The 22382-nt window shown below is 71.2% G+C and carries 16 protein-coding genes; 11 read left to right on the top strand and 5 right to left on the bottom strand.

Features of this window, described 5'->3' with window-relative positions:
- Positions 1–7 precede the first annotated feature (7 nt).
- Positions 8–1627 (bottom strand): carboxyl transferase domain-containing protein, encoded by a 1620-nt coding sequence (locus tag CP978_RS12890; protein WP_043440373.1) that lies wholly within the window; start codon positions 1625–1627, stop codon positions 8–10.
- Between the two features lie 85 nt (positions 1628–1712).
- Here CP978_RS12890 and CP978_RS12885 point away from each other — a divergent pair, with 85 nt between their 5' ends.
- Positions 1713–2330, top strand: a complete 618-nt coding sequence (locus CP978_RS12885; protein WP_043440371.1) for an SACE_7040 family transcriptional regulator — start codon at positions 1713–1715, stop codon at positions 2328–2330.
- Positions 2331–2433: 103 nt separating this feature from the next.
- Here the strand turns inward: CP978_RS12885 and CP978_RS12880 are convergent, their stop codons facing one another.
- A complete protein-coding gene (locus CP978_RS12880) occupies positions 2434–3714 on the bottom strand; it encodes a hypothetical protein (protein ID WP_043440369.1) in 1281 nt (426 codons plus the stop codon).
- Between the two features lie 344 nt (positions 3715–4058).
- On the opposite strand from CP978_RS12880, the gene CP978_RS12875 reads away from it, so the two are divergent.
- Positions 4059–5216, top strand: a complete 1158-nt coding sequence (locus CP978_RS12875; protein ID WP_043440366.1) for an acyl-CoA dehydrogenase family protein — start codon at positions 4059–4061, stop codon at positions 5214–5216.
- Between the two features lie 92 nt (positions 5217–5308).
- Here CP978_RS12875 and CP978_RS12870 read toward each other — a convergent pair whose 3' ends face one another.
- Both CP978_RS12870 and CP978_RS12865 read right to left on the bottom strand, forming a co-directional pair.
- Positions 5309–6097, bottom strand: coding sequence for a phosphatase (locus CP978_RS12870; RefSeq protein WP_043440364.1), 789 nt, complete (start codon positions 6095–6097; stop codon positions 5309–5311).
- A 90-nt stretch (positions 6098–6187) separates the two neighbouring features.
- Positions 6188–7948, bottom strand: coding sequence for a helix-turn-helix domain-containing protein (locus CP978_RS12865; protein ID WP_043440362.1), 1761 nt, complete (start codon positions 7946–7948; stop codon positions 6188–6190).
- A gap of 227 nt (positions 7949–8175) precedes the next feature.
- On the opposite strand from CP978_RS12865, the gene CP978_RS12860 reads away from it, so the two are divergent.
- From CP978_RS12860 to CP978_RS12825, 8 genes are all read left to right on the top strand, one after another.
- A complete protein-coding gene (locus CP978_RS12860; RefSeq protein ID WP_043440360.1) occupies positions 8176–9636 on the top strand; it encodes a sodium:solute symporter family protein in 1461 nt (486 codons plus the stop codon).
- A gap of 105 nt (positions 9637–9741) precedes the next feature.
- Positions 9742–10749 (top strand): agmatinase, encoded by a 1008-nt coding sequence (speB, locus tag CP978_RS12855; RefSeq protein ID WP_043440358.1) that lies wholly within the window; start codon positions 9742–9744, stop codon positions 10747–10749.
- Positions 10746–12431, top strand: coding sequence for a thiamine pyrophosphate-binding protein (locus CP978_RS12850; protein ID WP_043440356.1), 1686 nt, complete (start codon positions 10746–10748; stop codon positions 12429–12431). Before speB ends, CP978_RS12850 begins: the two co-directional genes overlap by 4 nt.
- 201 nt (positions 12432–12632) lie before the next feature.
- Positions 12633–13553, top strand: a complete 921-nt coding sequence (locus CP978_RS12845) for a serine hydrolase (protein ID WP_043440354.1) — start codon at positions 12633–12635, stop codon at positions 13551–13553.
- Between the two features lie 130 nt (positions 13554–13683).
- Entirely contained in the window at positions 13684–17427 is a 3744-nt protein-coding gene (locus tag CP978_RS12840) for an ABC transporter ATP-binding protein (RefSeq protein ID WP_052454098.1), read from the top strand.
- Positions 17428–17576: 149 nt separating this feature from the next.
- The gene (locus CP978_RS12835; RefSeq protein WP_043440350.1) at positions 17577–17963 is read left to right on the top strand and encodes a hypothetical protein; all 387 of its coding nucleotides are present in this window, start codon (positions 17577–17579) and stop codon (positions 17961–17963) included.
- A 124-nt stretch (positions 17964–18087) separates the two neighbouring features.
- Positions 18088–19533: a S28 family serine protease gene (locus tag CP978_RS12830; protein ID WP_043440347.1), complete on the top strand. Its 1446-nt coding sequence runs from the start codon at positions 18088–18090 to the stop codon at positions 19531–19533.
- Positions 19534–19599: 66 nt separating this feature from the next.
- Complete coding sequence (locus CP978_RS12825) at positions 19600–20133, top strand: class I SAM-dependent methyltransferase (RefSeq protein ID WP_079162113.1); 534 nt, start codon at positions 19600–19602, stop codon at positions 20131–20133.
- Between the two features lie 166 nt (positions 20134–20299).
- Here the strand turns inward: CP978_RS12825 and CP978_RS12820 are convergent, their stop codons facing one another.
- On the bottom strand, positions 20300–21304 hold the full coding sequence (locus CP978_RS12820; RefSeq protein ID WP_079162112.1) for a LysR family transcriptional regulator: 1005 nt from the start codon (positions 21302–21304) through the stop codon (positions 20300–20302).
- Between the two features lie 109 nt (positions 21305–21413).
- On the opposite strand from CP978_RS12820, the gene CP978_RS12815 reads away from it, so the two are divergent.
- Positions 21414–22316 (top strand): EamA family transporter, encoded by a 903-nt coding sequence (locus CP978_RS12815; RefSeq protein ID WP_043440345.1) that lies wholly within the window; start codon positions 21414–21416, stop codon positions 22314–22316.
- The last annotated feature ends 66 nt before the right edge of the window (positions 22317–22382 follow it).

Here is a 22382-nt window from a genome sequence, read left to right as displayed (position 1 = left end):
GATCCCCTCACATCCGGAAGACGCCGAAGCCGGGTTCGCCCAGGGGGGCGTTGGCGCAGGCGGTCAAGGCCAGACCCAGCACCTGCCGGGTCTCCATCGGGTCGATCACGCCGTCGTCCCACAGGCGGGCCGTCGCGTAGTAGGCGTTCCCCTGGTGTTCGTACTGGGCGCGGATCGGGGACTTGAAGTCCTCCTCGTCCTCCAGGGGCCAGGACTCCCCGCGCGCCTCGAACTGGTCGCGCTTGACGGTCGCGAGCACCGAGGCGGCCTGTTCGCCGCCCATCACCGAGATCTTGGCGTTGGGCCACATCCACAGGAAGCGCGGTGAATAGGCGCGGCCGCACATCGAGTAGTTGCCCGCGCCGAAGGAGCCGCCGACGACCACGGTGAGCTTGGGCACCCGGGTGCAGGCGACCGCCGTGACCATCTTGGCGCCGTGCTTGGCGATGCCACCGGCCTCGTAGTCGCGGCCCACCATGAAGCCCGAGATGTTCTGGAGGAACACCAGCGGGATGCCGCGCTGGTCGCACAGCTCGATGAAGTGGGCGCCCTTCTGGGCGGACTCGGAGAACAGGATGCCGTTGTTGGCGACGATCCCCACCGGGTGGCCGTGGATCCGGGCGAAGCCGGTGACCAGGGTCTGCCCGAACTCCGCCTTGAACTCGGCGAAGCGCGACCCGTCCACCACTCGCCCGATGACCTCGCGCGCGTCATAGGGGGTACGGGAGTCGACCGGCACCACCCCGTACAGCCCCGACGGGTCCAGCTTCGGCTCCACCGAGGGGACGACCTCCCAGGGCAGCGGCCCGCGCGCGGGGAGCGTGGAGACGATGGTCCGGACGATCCGCAGCGCGTGCGCGTCGTCCTCCGCGAGATGGTCGGTCACCCCGGACACCCGGGAGTGGACCTCGCCGCCGCCCAGCTCCTCGGCGGTCACCACCTCGCCGGTGGCCGCCTTCACCAGGGGTGGGCCGCCCAGGAAGATGGTGCCCTGGTTCCGCACGATCACGGCCTCGTCGCTCATCGCCGGGACATACGCCCCGCCCGCCGTGCAGGACCCGAGGACGGCAGCGATCTGCGGGATTCCGGCGCCCGACATCCGCGCCTGGTTGTAGAAGATGCGCCCGAAGTGCTCGCGGTCCGGGAAGACCTCGTCCTGGAGGGGCAGGAAGGCTCCGCCGGAGTCGACGAGATAGATGCAGGGGAGGCGGTTCTCCAGCGCCACCTCCTGGGCCCGCAGATGCTTCTTCACCGTCATCGGGTAGTAGGTGCCGCCCTTGACCGTGGCGTCATTGGCGACGATCACGCACTCGCGGCCGCTGACCCGCCCGATCCCGGCGATCACCCCGGCGGCCGGCGCCTGCCCGTCGTACATCCCGTCGGCGGCCAGGGGCGCCAGCTCAAGGAACGGCGAGCCGGTGTCCAGCAGCCGGTCCACGCGGTCGCGGGGCAGCAGCTTGCCGCGCGCGGTGTGCCGCGCCCGGGCCTTCTCGCCGCCGCCCAGCCGGGCCGCGGCCAGCCTGGTGCGGAGCTCCTCGCCCAGCGCGCGGTGCGCCGCCTCGTTGGCCCGCCAGGCCTCCGACGCGGGGTCCGCCCCCACGCTCGTCAGCTCCGGTGCCTCCTGCATCCTGCGGTCCCCTCAGCTGTTAATGAGCGTTAACGCATTTCCTTCAGGTTAACGACCGCTAACCATCCTGTCTAGAATCGATTTCATGGCCACGAGAACCGACGCATCCACCCGTCGCGAGCAGATCCTCAAGGAGGCCGCACGGCTGTTCGCCGAGCGCGGCTTCCACGGTGTCGGGGTCGACGAGATAGGGGCCGCGGTCGGTATCAGCGGACCCGGTCTGTACCGGCACTTCGCGGGCAAGGACGCGATGCTCGCCGAGCTGCTGGTGGGGATCAGCGGGCAGCTGCTGACCGGGGCCAAGCGGCGGGTCGCCGAGGCCGACGGGGGGCCCGGTGGGCGCGCCGGGCGGGACCCCGAGGTGGTCCTCGACTCCTTGATCGAGGGCCATATCGACTTCGCGCTCGACGACCGTCCCCTGATCACCCTGCACGACCGGGAGCTGGACCGCCTGCGGGACAGCGACCGCAAGCTCGTACGGCAGCTGCAGCGGCAGTATGTCGAGCTGTGGGTGGAGGTCGTCCGGGAGCTGTACCCGGATCTGACGGAGCCCGGCGCCCGCTCCGCGGTGCACTCGGTGTTCGGACTGCTCAACTCGACCCCGCATCTGGGGCGGCCCGGCGCGCTGCCCGGACGCGAGGTCATGGCCGGGCTGCTGCACCGGATGGCGCGGGGGGCCTTCGCCGCGGCGGGGACGGACTGAGGGGGCTCGTTTCACGGCCGGGCGACCGGGTGACCGGGCGTCGTCTCGGCGGCTCTGCGGCTCGGCATCTCGGCGGTTCAGTGGTTCAGCCGGTTCAGCCGGTTCAGCGTCTCAGCCGTGCGAACGGGGTCCGGACCAGAGCGGTGAGCAGCATGCAGCACAGCACGCCGCCGGCCAGCCATTTGCTCCACACGGTGGGCGTCAGATAGGACGCCTGCAGAACGGCCAGACCGGCGACCACCGAGAGCCACATCAGCACCCGGGCGGCCGCGGCGGCCGGGGAGAGCGGTACATAGAGCACGATGAGGATCATCATCATGCACTCGGTCACGGAGCGCTGCCGGTAGAACTCGGCGCCGAAGCTCAGCAGATAGGTCGCGGTGTACGCGGCCGACGCCAGGACCATCGTTCGGCCGGCCCCCTCGGTGTCCTTCCATGCCTTCTTCACCGCGACGGGAATCAGTACGAGGGACGCGATCCAGACGGTGGTGCCGAGGTAGAGCCAGCGTCCCGGGGTCGCGGTCTCCGGCCCGAATGCCCAGGGGAACGGTCCGAACAGAAAATGGGCGATGTACTGCGGATTGCTCAGCAGGTTGCGTGAGCCGTATCCCCCGGAGAAGTCGATATAGTTCCCCGCCCCGATCTCCAGTCCGCTGACGAGACCCAGCAGCGTCGTCGCACGAGGGATGACGAACGCCAGAGCGGCAACGGCGGTCACGACCAGGCCCGTGAGGTATCCGCGACGGAACCGGAGGCGGGTGAGCAGGGCGGTCGCGAGAAAAATGGCCGCCGCGGCCCGCAGATAGCTGCACAGCTGGATGCCGGCGAGGGCGGTCAGGCAGGCGAGGGTGAAGCGTGCCCGGAGGAGAAGGAAAAGGGACCAGAGGAGCAGGGCGGTGATCAGGCCGTCCTTGAGGCCCCAGGCGTCCCACAGCAGCAGGCTCGGACTGGTGCCCACGATCAGACCGACCGCCGTCGCCCGTCTGCGGCCGCACCCCGAGAGCGTGGCCAGCCCATGGGCCGCGAGGGCGCCGGTGCTCGCGAACAGGCTCAGCGCCGTCTTGGCGGCGAGCCACCCGCCGCCCGTCAGCAGTCTGCACAGGGCCATCGCGGCGGAGTAACCCCAGAACGACGAACCGGCGATCTGGTCCGGGCTGTGGGCGTACTCATAACGCCAGGCGAAGGCCATCAGCATGCTCTGCTGCTCATAGCGGCGGGCATCAGGATAAAGAGGCTGACCGTTACTGGACAGATGGACGAAGAGAACGACCCCGACATGGAACAGCGCCGACACCGCGAAAACGGCAAGGACGTTCCAGAAGCTCCAGAAGGGCTTTTTTGATCCGGCCTCGGTTTGTTCCTCGGTCACCGAAAGGGCACGCATGGGGATCCGGCTCCTTTCGAGGGTCGTTTCTCCCGGACGTGATCGTAGGCCGGTCGGTGAAGTCTCTGTCCGCTCGTGGAGCGCTGGAAAACGAGTCCACTTGATCGGAGCAGAGGTTTGTAATTCCAGCTTTAAAGCGGGTTGTGATGAATTCATTGACGTGATTGTCGCTCGATATGTTTATGGTGGGCCGGACCGCTGGGGTGCGGGAGGTGGAGGGTCCGGTCGATGTGTGACGAGCGTGACGGGCCGACTGCTCTGGACGGTTGTTCGTACTCGCCGGTACCGTGGGCTGAGCAAGCGCTTGGACAGGCGCTTGGGCAGGCCGCAGCTGGAGGTGGCGGGTGCGTCGTACGGTGTTCGACGAGGATCATGAGGCGTTCCGGGAGACCCTTCGCGCCTTTATCGAGGCCGAGGTCGTACCGGTGTACGACCAGTGGCTTGCCGCCGGTCAGGCGCCGCGCGAGTTCTACTACAAGCTCGCCGACCTGGGGCTGTTCGGTATCAACGCGCCGGAGGAGTACGGCGGCGCCGGCCTGGACACACACAAGTTCGAGGCCATCCAGTACGAGGAGACCGCCCGCGCGGGCGTCACCTTCGGCGGGTCAGGCGTGCATGTCCTGCTCGCCCTGCCGTACCTCAAGATGCTCGCCACCGACGAGCAGAAGAAGCGCTATCTGCCGAAGTTCGTCTCCGGCGAGGAGATGTGGGCCATCGCGATGACCGAGCCGGGCACCGGCTCCGACCTCGCGGGCATGAAGACCACCGCCAGGCTCTCCGAGGACGGCACGCACTATGTCCTCAACGGCGCCAAGACCTTCATCACCGGGGGCGTCCACGCCGACCGGGTGATCGTCTGCGCCCGCACCTCCCCGTCGACGCCCGAGGACCGTCGCCACGGGATCTCCCTGCTCGCCGTCGACACCCGGTCCGAGGGCTACTCCGTCGGCCGCAAGCTCGACAAGCTCGGCCTGCGCACCTCCGACACCGCCGAGCTGGCGTTCGTCGACGTCAAGGTCCCGCTCGAGGACCTGCTCGGCGAGGAGAACAAGGGCTTCTCCTACCTGGGCGCCAATCTGCCCTCCGAGCGCTGGGGCATCGCCTACGGCGCCTATGCGCAGGCCAGGGCCGCGGTCCGGTTCGCACAGCAGTACGTGCAGGAGCGCACCGTCTTCGGCAAGCCGGTCGCGCACTTCCAGAACACCAAGTTCGAACTGGCCGCCTGCCAGGCCGAGGTGGACGCCGCCGAGGCGGTCGCCGACCGTGCCCTGGAGGCGCTGGACGCGGGCGAACTGACCCCGGCCGAGGCCGCGAGCGCCAAGCTGTTCTGCACCGAGGTCGCCCATCGGGTGATCGACCGCTGCCTCCAGCTGCACGGCGGCTACGGCTATATGAACGAATACCCGATCGCCCGGCTGTACGCCGACAACCGCGTGAACCGCATCTACGGCGGCACCAGCGAGATCATGAAGTCGATCATCGCCAAGGACATGGGGCTGTGAGGTCCCTACGGCGCTGAGGCCCGCGAGAACCCGGCCGGGACCCCGTCCCGGGCCCCCGAGGACCGTCGGCGGGCCGGGACGGTGGTCGTCGGTCAGGCCAGGCCCGCCCGGCTGAGGAGATAGGCCGTGAGCGGGTCGTAGTGGCGGGGGCTGGTGACATGGTCGTCGAGGGGGACCGTCACCTGGACGGTGCCCTCGGCCTCGGCGAGGAAGAGCGCCGGGTCGTTGCAGTCGGCGTATCCGACCGAGTCGATGCCGAGCTGACCCGCGCACCCCGCCCAGCCGTGGTCGGCGACCACCAGATCGGGGAGCGGCCGGCCCTCGCGCTCCAGCCTCTTGAGGATCTCCCGCATCGGCTCGGGGGAGTGGGTGTGCCAGAGGGTGGCCCCGTGCTCCAGCACGGCGACGTCCGCGAACTGGAAGACATACCCCTCCTCCGTCCGCAGCCCGTCCGGGATGACGACGATCTCGCAGCCGGCGGCCCGCAGCGCGGCGGCGGTGGCACGGTGCACATCCAGGAGCCCGCCGGGGTGACCGGTGGCGAACAGCACGCGCTGCTCGCCGTCGGCGGCCTTGCGCAGCCGGCCCGCGAGGCGGTCCAGGGCGTCGACCGTCAGCTCCGGGTCGATGGTGTCCTGGCCGTAACGGTGCTCGGGGTCGTCGCTGACGCCGCAGCGCTCCGCCATCACCGCGAGGACGTCCTGCTCGTCGCCCCAGCGGTCGCCGAGTTCCAGGCCCAGCCAGTAGTGGCGGTCGCCGTTCGCCAGCTTGCGGTAGTGGGAGAGGTTGTTCTCGCGGGGAGTGGCGACATCGCCCGCGATACGGGTCCTGACGAGGTGGTCGACGAGCTCGGCGCGGCTGGGGGTCCCGGGTATCGGCATGCTCTCCATTCTGCCGGGGCGCCGCGCCGGGTCAGCCGCTGTTTCGCGCCGTGGGACGGGCGTCACTCGGGGACCCGGAGCGCCCGTCCGTCAGACCGTCCCCGTCTGTTTCAGGGCGAACCACAGCTCCATGCGGACATCCGGGTCGTCCAGGTCGGCGTCGAGCGAGGCGGCGCAGCGTGCGATGCGCTGGCGGACGGTGTTGCGGTGCACGGACAGGGCCACCGCCGTGCGGTCCCAGCTGCCGTGCAGGGAGAGCCAGCTGCGCAGGGTCTCGACGAGCGCGGGGGCCTGGGCGAGCGGTGCCAGCAGGGTACGGGCGTGCAGCTCGGCCTGGGCGGGCGGGACCAGGTCGGTCAGGCCCGTGCGCTCACCGTGGCGCAACAGCGGGGTGCGGGTCGCGCGGGCCCGGGCCAGCGCACGGGACGCCTGTGCGTCGGCCGCCGGCCACCCCGCGGCCTCCACCGGCGCGCTCACCCCGAGCGTCCAGCCCGGCTGCGCGGCAGGCTCCCGCTCGGTGGGCACCAGGACGCGCACCACGGCGTCGCTCACCTCCACGAGCGTGGAGCCCAGCGCCGCGCCGAGCGATGCCGCGGCCACCGCGTCCGGTGCGGGGCGATCCCCGGCCGGCCGGGCGTGCACCACCACCCAGCGGTCGCCCCCGAGCAGAGGTGCGACCTCCTCGGGCGGGGCCCCGAGCAGCAGCCGGACCAGCGCCGAGGAACGCGCCGCGCCACCGGCGCTCTGGTGCTCGCCGGTGAGCAGGGACAGCAGGACCGCCGCGACCGAGGAGATGGTGTGGTCGCCCGGGTCGCGTCGCGGGGCGGCGACCCCCAGGACGAATCCCTGCCCGGTGCCGAGGGCGTAGGCGGCCAGGCGCGTCCCGGCCACGGTGCCGGAGGCGGAGGAAGGGGCGGAGACGGCGGACCCCGAAGGGGCTTTGGGACGCACCACCCCGGCCAGCTCCTCCAGCGCCCGGACCGCGGCCTCCTCGGACCGTCCGGCCGCGGCCAGTTCCGCTCCGTCCGGCCCGTACAGAACGGCCCGGCCGCCCACCCGCTGGGCCAGCCGGCGCAGCACCGCCGGGATCGGGGCGGGGCTCGCCGCCGCCGCGGCCAGGCTCTGCTGCGCCTCGGTGACCCGGCGCAGCTCCGCCAGGCGGGCCCGGGCCATCAGCTGGCCCACCGCACGGGCCACGCCCGAGAAGGTGGTCCGCGGCGGGACCTCGAGGAGCGGCAGCCCATGACGGTCACAGGCCGCCACCAGCGCCTTGGGCACGGTGTCGTGCACCGGCGCCAGACCGAAGCCGAGGGCCGTGCCACCCGCCTCCACCACCCGGGAGACATAGGCGTCGAAGTACGCCTCCAGGCGGCCGACGGCCTTCACATCTGCGGCCCCGGGAACGACCCCGGAAACCCCGCCGTCACCGCGGGCGCCCGCCTCACCCAGGGCGCCGCGCCCGGCGGCTCCCGCCGTCTCCGGTACGCCCGCCGTCTCTGGGACACCGGCCGTCTCCGGGATACCGGCCGTCTCCCGAGCATTGCCGGTCTCCGGAACACCGGCCGTCCCCGGAACACCGGCCGTCCCCGGAACACCGGCCGTCCCCGGGACAACATCAGCCGTCTCCGGCACGACATGCACCCCAGCCGTCAGCAGCAGCTCCCCGCCCAGCAGATACGGGTACGGGTCCGCCATCTCCGAGGTGTGGGCCCAGTGGATCACGGTGCCGGGGTCCACCGGTCCCGCGATCTGCCGCAGGCCCAGCTCCTCCCGGGCGAGCAGCGCGGACAGCGGCACCGGCGGTGTGGGCGGTACCGCGGGGGCGGACGGCGGCGGCGATGGCTCCGGCATGGGTGGACGGTTCCTCCATCCGGTTGGTTTCCGGTGGATGAAACGTACACTTCAGCGATGCTTTCCGGCCACCTAAGGTCGGTCCAGACCGGCAGACGTGGGTACGGGCGGATGTCCCCACGAGCCGTCGTCGCCCCAGCCGGACGGGTCCACCGCGGCCGTCCGCGTCCCCGCTGACAACCAACTGCACGACACGCCGCCGGAGAGTGCGCGAAGGAGGGCCCCGCATGGCCGTCGACTACACAGTGATCGTCGTCTATCTGGCCGGCATGCTGGCCATGGGCTGGTGGGGCATGCGCCGCGCCAAGTCCAAGAGCGAGTTCCTCGTCGCGGGCCGCCGCCTGGGGCCCGCCATGTACTCCGGCACCATGGCCGCGATCGTCCTTGGCGGCGCGTCCACCATCGGCGGTGTCGGCCTGGGCTACAAGTACGGGCTCTCCGGCGCCTGGATGGTGCTCACCATCGGCCTCGGTCTGCTCGCCCTGTCGGTCTTCTTCTCCGCCCGTATCGCCCGGCTGAAGGTCTACACCGTCTCCGAGATGCTGGACCTGCGGTACGGCGGCCGGGCCGGGGTGATATCCGGCGTGGTCATGTGGGCGTACACCCTGATGCTCGCGGTCACCTCGACCATCGCCTACGCCACCATCTTCGACGTCCTGTTCGATCTGAACCGCACGGTGTCGATCATCCTCGGCGGCGCCATCGTCGTCGCGTACTCGACGCTCGGCGGCATGTGGTCCATCACCCTCACCGACATGGTGCAGTTCGTGGTGAAGACCATCGGTGTGCTGCTTCTGCTGCTGCCCATCGCGGTCGTCAAGGCCGGCGGCTTCAGCGAGATGAAGGCCAAGCTGCCGACCTCGTACTTCGACCCGCTGGGCATCGGCGGGGAGACCATCTTCACCTATGTCCTCATCTATACGTTCGGCATGCTGATCGGACAGGACATCTGGCAGCGGGTGTTCACCGCGCGCAGCGACAAGACCGCCAAGTGGGGCGGCACGGTGGCCGGCACCTACTGTCTGGTGTACGCGATCGCCGGCGCCGTCATCGGCACCGCCGCCAAGGTGATGTACCCGAAGCTGAGCAACGCCGACGACGCCTTCGCCACCATCGTCAAGGACGAACTGCCCATCGGTGTGCGGGGGCTGGTGCTGGCCGCCGCCCTGGCCGCGGTGATGTCGACCTCTTCCGGGGCGCTCATCGCCTGTGCCACGGTCGCCAACAACGACATCTGGTCCCGGCTGCGGGGGGTCGTGCGCCGCGACGGGGCAGAGCATGACGAGGTCAGGGGCAACCGGGTCTTCATCCTGGTCATGGGGGTCGTGGTGATCGGCACGGCCATCGCCCTGAACAATGTGGTCGAGGCGCTGACCGTGGCCTACAACCTGCTGGTCGGCGGTCTGCTGGTCCCGATCCTGGGCGGACTGCTGTGGCGACGCGGCACCGTGCAGGGCGCCCTGGCCGCGGTGACGGTCGGCGGTCTGTCCGTCATCGCCCTGATGGCCACCTTCGGCATCCTCGCCAACGAGCCCGTCTACTACGGGCTGCTGGCCTCGCTGGCCGCGTACGTCGTGGTGTCGCTGGCGACGAAGCCGACGGACGAGGCGGTGCTGGCCGCCTGGCGCGAGAGGCTCGCGGGGCGGGGCACGGCGGACACGGACGAGCCCGCCACGGTGGGTGCCTGAGCCCGACGCTTCGGTCCGGCCGCCCGCCCGGCGGCCGGACCGAGCGGGTCCCGCAGGGGGCCCGCGACCTTCGATGACACACGCATGACCTGGAGGAGTCCGAGGATGAGCAGCACCGAGAACACCGCAGCAGGCGACGGCCGGCCCCGCGGGCCCGTCGACTCGTCCCGCGTCCCGCGGTACGCGGGTCCGGCGACGTTCGCCCGGCTGCCGCGCCTCGACGAGGTCGGCACCGCGGATGTCGCGGTGATCGGTGTGCCCTTCGACTCGGGCGTCTCCTACCGTCCGGGCGCCCGCTTCGGCGGCAACGCCATCCGTGAGGCGTCCCGGCTGCTGCGCCCCTACAACCCGGCGCAGGACGCCTCCCCGTTCGCCCTCGCCCAGGTCGCGGACGGCGGCGACATCGCCGTGAACCCGTTCAACATCAACGAGGCCGTGGAGACCATCGAGGCCGCCGCCGACGAACTGCTCGGCACGGGCGCCCGGCTGATGACGCTCGGCGGTGACCACACCATCGCGCTGCCGCTGCTGCGGTCCGTCGCCAAGAAGCACGGCCCGGTGGCGCTGCTGCACTTCGACGCCCATCTCGACACCTGGGACACCTACTTCGGCGCCGAGTACACCCATGGCACCCCGTTCCGCCGTGCCGTGGAGGAGGGCATCCTCGACACCTCCGCGCTCTCCCATGTCGGCACCCGCGGCCCGCTGTACGGCAAGCAGGACCTCACCGACGACGAGAAGATGGGCTTCGGCATCGTCACCTCCGCCGACGTCTACCGGCGCGGCGCGGACGAGATCGCCGACCAGCTGCGCCAGCGCATCGGCGACCGCCCGCTGTACATCTCCATCGACATCGACTGCCTCGACCCGGCGCACGCCCCCGGCACCGGCACCCCCGAGGCCGGCGGCATGACCTCCCGTGAACTCCTGGAGATCCTGCGCGGTCTGGCCTCCTGCAACCTGGTCTCCGCGGACGTCGTCGAGGTGGCGCCCGCCTACGACCACGCCGAGATCACCTCGGTGGCCGCCTCCCACACCGCGTACGAGCTGACGACCGTCATGACCCGCCAGATCGCGGCGGCCCGCGCCGGTGAGGGGACCGGGACCAAGTGACCCACGACCACGACCTGGTCCTCCGCCCCACGGCGGCACAGACCGAGGCCGCGCTGACACCTCCCCCGGGCCGCAACGGCGGAGACCTGGTCGTGGAGACGCTGGCCGGGCTCGGCGCCACCACGGTCTTCGGACTGCCCGGCCAGCACGCGCTCGGCATGTTCGACGCGCTGCGCCGCTCCGATCTGCGGTACGTCGGACTGCGGGTGGAGAACAACGCGGGCTTCGCGGCGGACGCCTACGGGCGCATCACGGGCGAGGCCGCGCCCCTGCTGCTCTCCACGGGCCCGGGAGCGCTCACCTCTCTGGCCGCGCTCCAGGAGGCCGCGTCCGCCTCCGCCCCGGTGCTGGCGATCAGCAGCCAGATCCCGACCGCGGGGCTGGGCGGCGGACGCCATGGCTATCTGCATGAACTGCCGGACCAGGCCGCCTCGTTCAGGGGCGTGGTCAAGTCCGTGCACACGGTCCGCACCCCCTCGCAGATCCCGTCCGCGATCGCCGAGGCCTGGAGGTCGGCGCTGACCGTCCCGCACGGCCCGGTGTGGGTGGAGATCCCGCAGGACGTCCTCCTGGCGGAGACGACCCTGCCGGTGGTCACGGCCCTGGACGCGTCGCCGGGCGCACTGGTGCCGCGCCCCGAACTCACCGCGGTGGCGGCCGACCTGCTGTCGAAGGCCGCTCGTCCGGCGATCATCGCGGGCGGGGGAGTGGTCAGGGCCGACGCGTCCGGCAAGCTGCTGGCGCTGGCGGAGCGGCTGAACGCTCCCGTCGTCACGACCTTCGGCGGCAAGGGCGCCTTCCCCTGGGAGCACCCCCTGTCCCTCCGGTCGTGGCTGGAGGACCGCCATACGACGGACTTCCTTCAGGACGCGGACGTTCTGCTGGTGGTCGGCTCGGGCCTCGGTGAACTCTCCTCGAACTACCACACCTTCAGCCCGCGCGGCCGGGTGATCCAGATCGAGGCGGACCTCGGCAAGCTGGAGTCCAACCACCCGGCCCTGGGCATCCACGCGGACGCCCGCCTGGCGCTGCAGGCGCTGCTGGAGACGGTGCCGGAGCGGGCGGACGAGACGGCCCCGGAGCGGGTACGGACCCTGCTGTCCCGTGTCGAGGAACGCATCGCCGCCCAGGAACTCACCCTGGAACAGGAGGTGCTGGCGTCGGTGCGCCGGGCCCTCCCGGCGGGCTCCCCCTCCTTCTGGGACATGACGATCCTGGCCTACTGGGCGTGGTCGGCCTTCGACCCCCGGGGTGCGAACACCATGCACTCGGCCCAGGGCGCCGGCGGCCTCGGCTACGGCTTCCCGGCGGCGCTGGGCGCGGCGGTCGCGGACCCCACCCGCCCGGTGCTGGCCGTCTCGGGCGACGGCGGAGCCCTCTACTCCATCGCCGAACTGGCCACGGCACGCCAGTACGGCCTGAACGTGACCTGGCTGATCGTCGACGACGGCGGCTACGGCATTCTGCGTGAGTACATGACGGACGCCTTCGGCGAGGCGACCGCGACGGAGCTGACCCGTCCGGACTATGTGGCCCTCGCGGAGTCCTTCGGTGTCCCGGCGGTCCGTACGACTCCGGAGTCCCTGGAGACCGACCTGGCCGAGGCGCTGGCCGAACCGGGCCCCTCGGTGGTCGTCCTTCCGGCGCTGCTACGGATGTTCGCACCGACCCATCTGGACTGACGCGACGGCCCGACGCGACGGCCCGAGACGACGGCCCGAGAGGACAGGCCGACGCGACCATGGCCCCCCGACCGGACCGGTCGGGGGGCCATGGCACTTTTCATCCCGAACGCGCGTACAACGTTCGGTCTCTTCGGCGAGTCAGTAGAGGCGAGCGTGCCCGAGGCGCGCCCGCCCACACCCGGAAAAGAGGGAGATGTCATGACTCACCGGAGATCCCGGCGCGCCCGTGTGCTCTGCGCGGGCCTCGGTGTCGGGATGCTGACGCCGATCGTGGGGGCCGCCGTGCCGGCCGCCGCCGCGACGCCCGCGGTCAGTTGCACATCGGGCCAGGCGGGACTGGCCGCCAAGCTGCAGAAGGACATCACGGCCGCCCTCGCGAGCCGCAAGGGGACGGTCGCGGTCGGGCTCTACGACCGCTCCACCAACACCACCTGCTCGTTGCGCGCCACCAGTGCCTACGACTCGGCGAGCGTCGTCAAGGTCACCGTGCTCGCCACGCTGCTGTGGGACGCCAAGAAGCACAACCGCTATCTGACGAGCCGTGAGGACACCCTCGCCGCAGCCATGATCACCAAGTCGGACAACGCCGCCACCAGCACGCTGTGGAAGCAGCTGGGGATGACCAAGATCAAGGGCTTTCTGGCCGCCGCGGGCATGACGGGGACCACGCCCGGCGCCAACGGCTACTGGGGGCTGACCCAGATCCGGGTGCAGGACGAGCAGAAGCTGCTCAAGCTGATCACCGCCAAGAACTCCGTGCTGAGCGACAACTCCCGCGCCTACATCCTCAAGCTGATGGGGAAGGTCGTCTCCGCCCAGCGCTGGGGCACCCCGGCGGGCACGCCCTCCGGGGTCGCCGTGCATGTCAAGAACGGCTGGCTCCAGCGGGCCACGCACGGCTGGCGTGTGCACAGCGTCGGCACCTTCGACGGCCGCGGCCATGACTACATGATCACCGTGCTCACCCAGGACAACAGCACCATGAGCTACGGCGTCACCACCATCCAGAACGTGGCCAAGGCGATCCACAAGGACCTGGTGCCGACGGCCTCCACCACCACCGCCTATGTGCCCACCAGCACACCGCAGGAGGTCATGCCCGCGATACCCGCGCGCTGACCCCGTCCCGGGACGACGGTCCCGCCCTCCCGCGTCCCCCGAACAAGGGGGAAATATTGCGGAGGGATGAAATCCGGTTCTGTCCGTGTTGGTGCCTTGCGGAAGATCGGGACGGCAGAAGGGCATCGGTGTGGCAGTGCCGGAAGCGGGGGAGCAGCCGGGCGTCTGGAGAAGGCTCGCGGGGTACGCCTGGCGGTACCCGAAGGACGTCGTCCTCGCGCTCGGGTCCTCCCTCGGCGGTATGGCCGTCATGGCGCTGGTGCCGCTGGTCACCAAGGTGATCATCGACGATGTCGTGGGCCGGCACACCCGGTCCATGGCGCCCTGGGCCGGCGCCCTCGTCGGCGCCGCGGTCCTGGTCTACGCCCTCACCTACATCCGCCGCTACTACGGCGGCCGGCTCGCCCTCGACGTCCAGCACGACCTGCGCACGGAGATGTACGGGACGATCACCCGGCTCGACGGGCGGCGTCAGGACGAGCTGTCCACCGGACAGGTCGTGGGCCGCGCCACCAGCGACCTCCAGCTGATCCAGGGCCTGCTCTTCATGCTCCCGATGACCATCGGGAACGTCCTGCTGTTCCTGATCTCCCTGGTGATCATGGCATGGCTGTCGCTGCCCCTGACCCTGGTGGCGCTGGCTGTGGCGCCCGCCCTGTGGTTCATCGCCAAGCACAGCCGCACCCGGCTGCACCCGGCCACCTGGTACGCCCAGGCCCAGGCCGCCGCCGTGGCGGGCGTGGTCGACGGCGCCGTCAGCGGCGTACGCGTGGTGAAGGGCTTCGGCCAGGAGGAGCAGGAGACCGCCAAGCTGCGGGAGGTCGGGCACCGGCTGTTCGCGGGCCGGCTGCGGACCATCCGGCTGAACGCCCGGTACACCCCGGCGCTCCAGGCCGTACCCGCCCTCGGGCAGGTCGCCATGCTGGCGCTGGGCGGCTGGCTAGCGGTGCGCGGGCACATCACGCTCGGCACCTTCGTCGCCTTCTCCGCCTATCTCGCCCAGCTCGTCGGCCCGGTGCGGATGCTGGCCGTCGTCCTCACCGTCGGCCAGCAGGCCCGCGCCGGCGCCGAGCGGGTGCTGGAGCTGATCGACACCGAGCCCACGCTCCGGGACGGCACCAAGGAGCTGCCCGACGACGTCCCCGCGGCCGTGGAGTTCGACGAGGTCTCCTTCGCCTACCAGGGCGGACCGCCCGTCCTTGACCGGCTCTCCTTCGAGATCCGCCCCGGTGAGACCCTCGCCGTCGTCGGCTCCTCCGGCTCCGGGAAGTCCACGGTCTCGCTGCTGCTGCCGCGTTTCTACGACGTCACCCACGGTGCCGTCCTCATCGGCGGCCACGATGTGCGGGAGCTGACCCTCACCTCGCTGCGCTCCGCGATCGGACTGGTCCCCGAGGACTCCTTCCTCTTCTCCGACACGGTCCGCGACAACATCGCCTACGGCCGCCCCGACGCCACCGACGAGCAGATCGAGCGGGCCGCCCGCGCCGCGCAGGCCCATGACTTCATCGCCGCACTGCCCGACGGATACGCCACCGAGGTTGGCGAGCACGGACTCACCCTCTCCGGCGGGCAGCGCCAGCGTGTCGCCCTCGCCCGCGCGATCCTCACCGACCCGAGGCTGCTGGTCCTGGACGACGCGACCTCCGCGGTGGACGCCCGGGTCGAGCACGAGATCCACGAGGCGCTCCGGGAGGTCATGCGGGACCGCACAACCCTGCTGATCGCCCACCGCCGCTCCACCCTGAACCTGGCCGACCGCATCGCCGTGCTGGACGGCGGACGGCTCGCCGACCTCGGCACCCACGAGGAGCTCCAGGCACGCTCCGCCCTCTACCGGCGGCTGCTCACCGACCCGGACGAACTGGGCGGTGTCTCCCCCGGTCATGCGCTGCCGGCCTCCCCGCCGGAGGACACCACCCTGCGCGAGGAGCTGGACGCCCAGTACGACGCCGAGCGCGGCGTCACCCCGCATCTGTGGACCGGTGACCGCGAGCCCAAGGATCCGGCACTGGCCGGTTCCCCGGCGACCCCCGAACTCCTCGCCCAGGTCGAGAAGCTTCCCCCGGCCACCGACACCCCCGACATCGACGAGGCACGCGCGGTCCGCCCCGAGGAGTCGTACGGTCTGACCCGGCTGCTGCGCGGCTTCGGACTGCCCCTCCTGATCAGCCTGGCCCTGGTCGCGGTCGACGCGGGCATGGGGCTGCTGCTGCCGGTACTGATCCGGCACGGCATCGACCAGGGCGTCTCCCGGCTCGCCCTCGGCGCGGTCTGGTCCGTGTCCCTGCTCGCGCTGCTCGCCGTCCTCGTCCAGTGGACGGCACAGATCGGTGAGACCCGGATGACCGGACGGACCGGTGAACGCGTCCTCTATTCGCTGCGGCTGAAGATCTTCGCCCAGCTCCAGCGGCTCGGCCTGGACTACTACGAGCGTGAGCTCACCGGCCGGATCATGACGCGGATGACCACGGACGTCGACGCGCTGTCGACGTTCCTGCAGACCGGTCTGGTCACCGCGTTCGTCTCGGTCGTCACCTTCTTCGGCATCATGGTCGCGCTGCTGGTGATCGACCTACAGCTGGCGCTGATCGTGTTCGCCACGCTGCCGCCGCTGATCGTGGGGACCTTCTTCTTCCGCCGGGCGAGCGTCAAGGCGTACGAACTCGCCCGGGAACGGGTGTCGGCCGTCAACGCGGACCTCCAGGAGTCGGTGTCCGGGCTGCGGATCCTCCAGGCGTTCCGGCGCGAGGAGGACGGCAGGCGCCGCTTCGCCCGGGGCAGCGACGACTATCGCCGGGCCCGGGTCCGCGGCCAGTGGCTGATCTCCGTGTACTTCCCCTTCGTCCAACTGCTGTCCTCGGTCGCCGCGGCGGCCGTCCTGGTCGTGGGCGCGCACCGGGTGGACGCCGGGACCCTCACCACCGGCGCGCTGGTCGCCTATCTGCTCTACATCGATCTGTTCTTCGCGCCGGTGCAGCAGCTGTCCCAGGTCTTCGACGGCTATCAGCAGGCCACCGTGTCGCTCGGCCGCATCCAGGAGCTGCTCCGCGAGCCGACCGCCACCAAGACCGCCGAGGAACCGCTCGATGTGCTGTCACTGCGCGGCGAGATCACCTTCGAGGACGTCGGCTTCGCCTACGGCGACGACGAGGAGGCGCTCCACGGTATCGATCTGAGGATCCCGGCCGGACAGACCGTGGCCTTCGTCGGCGAGACCGGGGCGGGCAAGTCGACCCTGGTCAAGCTGGTCGCCCGGTTCTATGACCCGACACACGGCCGGGTGCTGGCCGACGGCACCGATCTCAGGTCGCTCGATCTGACCGCGTACCGGCACCGGCTCGGCGTCGTCCCGCAGGAGGCCTACCTCTTCGCGGGGACCGTCCGGGACGCCATCGCCTACGGGCGCCCGGACGCGACCGACGCCGAGGTGGAGGCGGCGGCCCGGGCGGTCGGCGCGCACGAGATGATCGCCGGTCTCGAGGGCGGCTATCTGCACCAGGTCGCCGAGCGCGGCCGCAACCTCTCCGCCGGACAACGGCAGCTGATCGCCCTGGCCCGCGCGGAGCTGGTCGACCCCGACGTCCTGCTGCTCGACGAGGCGACCGCGGCGCTGGACCTGGCCACCGAGGCACAGGTCAACCAGGCCACGGACCGGCTGGCGGGCCGCCGTACCACGCTCGTGGTGGCCCACCGGCTGACCACGGCCGCCCGCGCGGACCGGGTGGTGGTGATGAGCCACGGCCGGGTCGCCGAGGACGGCACCCATGAGCAACTGCTGGCGCACGACGGACGCTACGCCCGCCTGTGGCGGACCTTCCTGGGCGAGCCGGAGCCCGAGACCCCGGAGGAACCCGTGGGCTCGACGCCCTGACACAGGACCACAGGGGGGCGCCCGGTCACACCCGGCGCCCTCCTGCCGCCGGGCGCCCCCCGGACGCGGGGCGCAACCGTCCGGTGCGTGAGGGGCGTCCGTACACCAGTACGGTGATGGGGTGTTGACCACGGGGGAGGGCGACAGCAGTGGGCCATGGAGGAATACGCCGGCATCTGGCACTGGGCATCACCGTGCTGACGGTGTCCGGGGTGCTCGCCCTCGCCGCTCCCGGGCAGGCGGAGGCGGCCGACCACTGTGCCGGACGCAAGGTCCGTACCCTCTCGTTCTCCACCGGCTCGGTCCGGGTCTACAAGCGCGACGGCTATGTGTGCGCCATGACCGTGACCAAGAAGGCGTCCGGCCGCAAGGCCATGTCGGTCAGCGTGCAGGCGCGAGGCAACCGTCCCGTGGTCGACAGGGGCCGCTATCTCCATCACGCCGGCCCGGTGACCGTGCACGCCGGCCACCGCTGTGTACGGATCTCCGGATCGGTGGGAGGCGGGTCCGTCAACTCGGGCTGGATCCTCTGCTGAAGGGCTCCCCCTGATCGGTGGGGGATCTTCTTCGCCAATTCACCGATATCACCAACCTCCCCTGGTGTGACGCCAGTTGGTCCGCTAGTTTCCGGCGGACATCTGCGTACACAGGGGAGGGTGCATGCGCAAGGCGCTCAGATGGCTGCTGGCGCTCGTGGTGCTCACCGGCACACTGAGCACGGCCGGGGTGGCCACCGCCGCCCAGCCGGAGGCCACAGGTACCGTCGCGCCAGCGGCCGACATCAAGGACCGGCTGCTCGCGATACCGGGAATGAGCCTGATCGAGGAGAAGCCGTACACCGGGTACCGCTTCTTCGTCCTGAACTACACCCAGCCGGTCGACCACCGGAACCCGTCCCAGGGCACGTTCCAGCAGCGGATCACCGTGCTGCACAAGGACGTCTCGCGGCCCACGGTCTTCTACACCGGCGGCTACAACGTCTCCACCAGCCCCGGCCGCCGTGAGCCGACCCAGATCGTGGACGGCAACCAGGTCTCGATGGAGTACCGCTTCTTCACCCCGTCCCGTCCCGCCCCCGCCGACTGGACCAAGCTGGACATCTGGCAGGCGGCCAGCGACCAGCACCGCATCTTCGAGGCGCTCAAGCCGCTCTACACCCAGCGGTGGCTCGCGACCGGCGGCTCCAAGGGCGGGATGACGGCGACGTACTACAAGCGCTTCTACCCGCACGACATGGACGGCGTGGTCGCCTATGTCGCGCCCAACGACGTCGTCAACAACGAGGACTCCGCCTACGACCGCTTCTTCGAGAAGGTCGGCACCAAGGAGTGCCGCGACCGGCTGAACGCCGTGCAGCGCGAGGCGCTGGTGCGCCGCCAGCCGCTGGAGAAGAAGTACCAGGCGTACGCGGCCGACAATGGCTACACCTTCCAGACCGTCGGCGACCTCGACCGGGCCTATGAGGCGGTCGTCCTCGACTATGTGTGGGGCTTCTGGCAGTACAGCCTGCTCTCGGACTGCGACACCATCCCCGCCGACGCCAAGGACGCCACGGACGACCAGATCTGGAACACCGTGGACACCATCTCCGGCTTCTCCGCCTACACCGACCAGGGCCTGGAGACGTACACCCCGTACTACTACCAGGCGGGCACCCAGCTGGGCGCGCCGACCATCCACTTCCCGCACATCGAGAAGAAGTACCTCCGCTACGGCTACCAGCCGCCGCGGAACTTCGTGCCCCGCTCCATCCCGATGAAGTTCCAGCCGTCGGCGATGCGGGACGTGGACAACTGGGTCCGACAGCACGCCGAGCACATGCTCTTCGTGTACGGCCAGAACGACCCGTGGGGCGCCGAGCCCTTCCACGTCGGCAAGGGCGCCAAGGACTCATATGTCTTCACCGCCCCGGGCATGAACCACGGCGTCAACGTGGCCGGTCTCACGGCCGACCAGAAGGCCCTGGCCACGGCCCGCATCCTGGACTGGGCGGGTGTGACCCCGGCGGCGGTCCAGTCGAACCCCTCGGCGGCCAAGCCGCTCGCGGCCTTCGACGCCAAGCTGGACCGCCGGGAGGCGGAGAGCGAGCCGGGGCTGCGCCCCTGACCCCGTCCCCCGTCAACACTCACCACGAGGCGGCACGGCCCGGAAACCCCGGGACCGTGCCGCCTCGTGCGCACAGCGCGCCGGTCGCCGCACGGGACCAGGTGCGAGAACCGCGGTTCCCCCGCTCATCTCCAGGAGTCGGGGCTGGCGGTGTTCGGCGTCGACGCCTCTCCCGCGATGATCGAGTCGGCTCGGCACGCCTATCCGGGACTGCGGTTCGACGTGGGCTCGATGGCCGCGCTGGACATCGTCGACGGCGCGCTGGGCGGCGTACTCTCCCGTTGGTCCGTCATCCACACCCCACCGCGTGAACTTCCCGCCGTCCTGGCGGAGTTCCACCGTGTGCTGGCCCCCGGCGGCCATCTGCTGATCGGCTTCTCGGCCGCCGACGACCCCTCTCACCCGACCCAGGCTTTCGACCACACGGTCGCGCCGGCCTATCGATGGTGGCCGGGCCATCTCTCCGCGCTGCTGCGCGAGTCCGGGCTCGTCGAGAAGGCCCGGATGGCGCGCCGGCCCGAGCCCGGCGAACGACGGCAGTTCCAGGAGATCCACCTGCTCGCCCGCAAGTCCGCTGCCGACCGGGGGAATGCGTCGTAGCCGCCGTAGCCGCCGTAGCCGCCGTAACGCCCGTGATCGGCCCGGGGCCGTCATCGGCGCACGGGAGGGGGTGCGCCGATGACGGCGTGCTGCCGGCCGCGTGCGGCGGAGAGGGGGGTCGGCCCTCGCACGCCGGCCGTGAGGGCCGGCGCCGCGGCGCGGGGACTCATCCGGCAGCCCGCGCGTTGGACGCGGCGGGCGCGGAAAGGGTTCCCGGAAGCGCTCCGGTCGCCGCACAGCGGTGGAGCGGTGGCCGAGGTGACGCGGCGGCCGTCACCCGGGGCCAGAACCCCTTCAGGGTGCGGACGGCCTCCTCGATCGCCGGCCGGCGCGCGGCACCGGTGCGCCACAGCGCGTACAGACGCCGTACCGGCATCGGGTCCAGGGCGACCTGGACGACCCCCTCCGGCAGCGGGCCGCGGCCCAGGCGCGGGATCAGCGCGACCCCGAGACCTGCGGCGACGAGGGCCACCAGGGTGGGGTTCTCCTCGGCCTGGTGCACGACATCGGGCTCATGTCCGGCCGCGCGCAGGGTCCGCAGCAGCCAGTCGTGGCAGATCCGGCCCGGCGGCTGGCAGATCCACCGCTCGCCGCCCAGCTCCTCGCGCCGCACGGAGGCCCGGCCGACGAAGGGATGCCCCTCGGGCACGAGCAGATCGCACAGGTCGTTCCCGATGACCGCCTGCTCCACCCCGGCGGGGGCGGGCAGCGGGGCCACGTCCCAGTCGTGCGCCACGGCCAGATCGACGACGCCCTTGGCGACCAGGTCCACGGACAGATGCGGGTCGACCTCGGTGAGCCGGGTGTCGAGCGCGGGATGACGCGCCGCCAGGTCCGCGAGCACACCGGGCAGCAGCCCCCGGGCGGCGGAGGCGAACGCCGCGACGGTCAGCCGCCCGGCCGGCACCCCCCGCCGCTTCTCCAGCTCGGTCTCCGCCCGCTCCACGATGGCCATCAGCTCCTGTGCGGTGACCACGAGCTGCCGCGCCTCGTCGGTGAGCCGCACCCCGCGCCCCTCCCGTTCGAGCAGCACGGTCCTGGTCTCCCGCTCCAGCTTGGCGATCTGCTGGGACACGGCGGAGGGCGTGTATCCGAGCGCGGTGGCCGCGGCGCCGACCGTGCCGTGGACGGAGACCGCGTGCAGCGCGCGCAGCCGCTGGAGATCCAGCATGGGCGACTCCCAGGGGTGAAAGGCTCCCGCCATACATCAGCGTTGCTTCATCCAACCATGTAGTAACCATCGCTGGTGCTTCACGGTTGTGAGGCGTGATCCTCGACGCATGCGACCCGCACATCTCTGTCTCGCCGTTCTCGTGGCCGCCCTCTGGGGCGTGAACTTCACCGTTATCGAGATCGGACTCGAACACTTCCCGCCGCTGCTGTTCTCGGCCCTGCGCTTCCTCGTCGCCGCCGTACCGGCCGTGTTCCTCGTCGGCCGTCCCAAGGTGGCCTGGAAGTGGATCGTGGGCGTGGGACTGGCCCTGGGGGTCGCCAAGTTCGGGCTGCTGTTCATCGGGATGGACGAGGGCATGCCCGCGGGACTGTCCTCCCTGGTGCTCCAGATCCAGGCCGTCTTCACCGCGCTGATCGCCTTCGTGGTCCTCGGCGAACGGCCCACCCGGCTGCGGGCCCTCGGCATGGCGGTGGCCCTCGGCGGGGTGGCGCTCGCCGCCGTCGACGAGGGCACGGCCGGCCCGCTGGGCGCCTTCGCCCTGGTGATCGCGGCGGCGGTCTGCTGGGGCGTGTCCAATGTGCTGACCCGCAGGGCCGCCCCGCCGGACTCGCTGAACTTCATGGTGTGGGTGAGCACGGTGCCGGTACTGCCCCTGCTCGGCCTGTCCCTCCTCAGGGAAGGACCGTCCCGCGACCTCGACGCCCTGCGCGCCCTCGACTGGCAGGGCGCGGGCGTCATCCTCTATGTCGCCTGGATCACCACGGTGTTCGGCTTCGGCGCCTGGGGCTGGCTGCTGCGCCGTCACCCGGCCTCCACGGTCGCCCCGTTCTCCCTCCTGGTCCCGGTCTTCGGGATGTCGGCGGCGGCCCTGTTCCTGCACGAGTCGGTCACCCCACTGCGCTGGGGCGCGGCGGCCCTCCTGGTGGGCGGCGTCGCCCTGACCTCTTTGGCCCCGGCGAGGGCGCGGCGGGTGGACCCGTCCCGCACTCCCGAAGCCGTCGCTCACTGAAGACCCGCCGCTCAGGACCGGAATCGGCCGGACGGTCCTCAGGAGGCGGCAGGGGCTTCGAACCCG

Origin of the sequence: Streptomyces nodosus (assembly GCF_008704995.1) — a bacterium.
GTDB lineage: Bacteria > Actinomycetota > Actinomycetes > Streptomycetales > Streptomycetaceae > Streptomyces > Streptomyces nodosus.
Note: the sequence above shows the minus strand (reverse complement) of the source record. Positions and strands in the feature narration are given on the sequence as shown.